General features: G+C 58.7%; 3 protein-coding genes. 2 read left to right on the top strand and 1 reads right to left on the bottom strand.

Translation table 11 applies throughout. The features are described from left to right. Positions 1-123: 123 nt before the first annotated feature. A complete protein-coding gene (locus tag HNR28_RS18015) occupies positions 124-1,197 on the top strand; it encodes a DMT family transporter (protein ID WP_151025659.1) in 1,074 nt (357 codons plus the stop codon). A gap of 221 nt (positions 1,198-1,418) precedes the next feature. On the opposite strand, the gene HNR28_RS18880 is transcribed toward HNR28_RS18015, so the two are convergent. Beyond that, a complete protein-coding gene (locus HNR28_RS18880) occupies positions 1,419-1,571 on the bottom strand; it encodes a TMEM165/GDT1 family protein (RefSeq protein WP_409360376.1) in 153 nt (50 codons plus the stop codon). Between the two features lie 80 nt (positions 1,572-1,651). Between HNR28_RS18880 and tnpA the strand changes: the two genes are divergently transcribed. After that, positions 1,652-1,930, top strand: a complete 279-nt coding sequence (tnpA, locus tag HNR28_RS18005) for an IS66-like element accessory protein TnpA (protein WP_151025658.1) — start codon at positions 1,652-1,654, stop codon at positions 1,928-1,930. Positions 1,931-2,030 lie beyond the last annotated feature (100 nt).

Raw genomic sequence — 2,030 nt, 5'->3', positions numbered from 1 at the left:
TGAAATTGAGGCCTTGTTGCCGTGGAATACCCATGACCAGGATTTAGCCATGAATCTGGCTGCCTCGGAATAATGGGGTAGATGCACCGCTTACGTTGTCGCGACCTAATCACGGGAGATTTCATGATTGGTATAGCCGTAAATCCATCCAGATCTGCGGCGGCTGCACTCGGCGCGGCATTGCTCTTTGGCGCAAGTACCCCCTTTGCCAAGCAACTCGTAGGCGACATGCCGCCCGTGCTGCTTGCGGGCCTGCTGTATCTAGGAAGCGGGGTTGGCTTGGGAGTGTTTCGCTTCCTCAGGGAGCGAAACATTGGGATGCCGCACCTGAGCGGCCGCGAATGGGTCTGGCTGCTCGGGGCCATCGTCAGTGGCGGTATTCTGGGTCCGGTGCTTCTGATGGTGGGCTTGAGCCATACTTCGGCTTCTCAGGCTTCACTGCTCCTGAACCTGGAGGCCGTGCTCACAGCTGTCCTGGCCTGGGTGGTGTTCCGTGAACACGCGAATCAGCGGATCGTCATCGGCATGGCTCTCATCGTGGTGGGCGGCGTTCTTCTGACGCTCCCGCAAAATGGAACCCTCGCCTCCACTGGCGGCATGTCCGGCAATCTCGCCGTCGCTGCGGCCTGCCTGTGCTGGGCGCTGGACAACAACCTGACTCGCAAAGTGTCTGCAACGGACGCAGTATTCCTAGCCAGCACGAAAGGCCTGGTCGCAGGCATCACTAACACGGGAATTGCGCTGGCGCTAGGCTATTCCCTGCCAACGTGGTCGTTGACCGTTGAGTCCATGGCGGTCGGCCTCGCCGGTTACGGTGTGAGCCTCGTGCTCTTCGTGGTGGCGCTGCGCGGGCTAGGTTCGGCGCGAACGGGCGCCTATTTCTCGACGGCCCCTTTCATGGGAGCCGCCATCGCCATCCTGGCCTACGGCGAATCGACCTCGGCCGCATTCTGGGCCGCTGCTGGCCTGATGGTGGCGGGCGTCTGGCTTCATCTTACCGAGCGTCACGACCACTCGCATACGCACGAGCCGCTGCTGCACAGCCACTCTCATGTACACGACGAACATCACCAGCATCAACACGATTTCCTGTGGAATGGCACCGAGCCCCACACTCACCCGCACCAGCACGAGGCCATCACACACAGCCACCCGCATTACCCGGACATTCATCATCAGCACCGACATAGCTCGTAAGTTGGCCATGCTGCGTTTCAGCTTGATTGATCTCAGATGCGTAATGCCGGAATTGCTCCTGAGAGCGTGATAATGCCCAAGATCACGAAAATAACAGTCGCAACCGAATGTACCAGATTCATTGGTATCCAGTGGCCAGCTTGCTGCCCACGAATACCACGAACACGTCAACAACCAGCATGCCTACAGGTCGCGGTAGGGACAGAGGTTACCCCCTGCCCCTACCGCGACCTGCCTACAATGGTGCCGATGACGACCAGTAGGGGCTGTGCATAGCGCACTACCGTCGCCACGGTGGTGATCTGTATCTTGTCACCCATTTTGGCTAGCGCGACAACTCCGGGGGGCGACGAGGAGCGGTTCCATTGAGGCATTCAGGTGTAAGCACCCGGCCAACCCGTCTTGAGCCTTGCAAGGGTCTTCCGATAGTGTCCACCATTTTTAGGTGGACACCATGTCGACGACAGAATTAGCCCTCACACGCCCGCGACGGTCTTATCCGAAGGAGATGAAGGCCCAGATTGTGGCCCAGTGCCGTCAACCCGGTGTGTCAGTCGCAGGCGTAGCGCTGTCGCACGGCATCAACGCCAACCTGGTGCGCAAGTGGATTCGGCAGGCCGATCGACAGCCCGCACCGGCGTTTGTGCCGATCATGCCCGCTGGTGTACCTGGCGCAGGCCGTCATATCGAGATTCATCTGGCGCGCGGCGCTGTAATCGGCCCTGAATTATAAATAATTCATTGATTTTATTGTAAAATAAAGCCACTCCAGACTATCAAATCCCCCAAAAACAGCCCGCTGGGGCTCATTTTCTGGGAGATTGCCCCGAAAC

Source organism: Castellaniella defragrans (genome assembly GCF_014203015.1).
GTDB lineage: Bacteria > Pseudomonadota > Gammaproteobacteria > Burkholderiales > Burkholderiaceae_B > Castellaniella > Castellaniella defragrans.
This window is presented reverse-complemented; position numbering and strand designations above follow the sequence as displayed.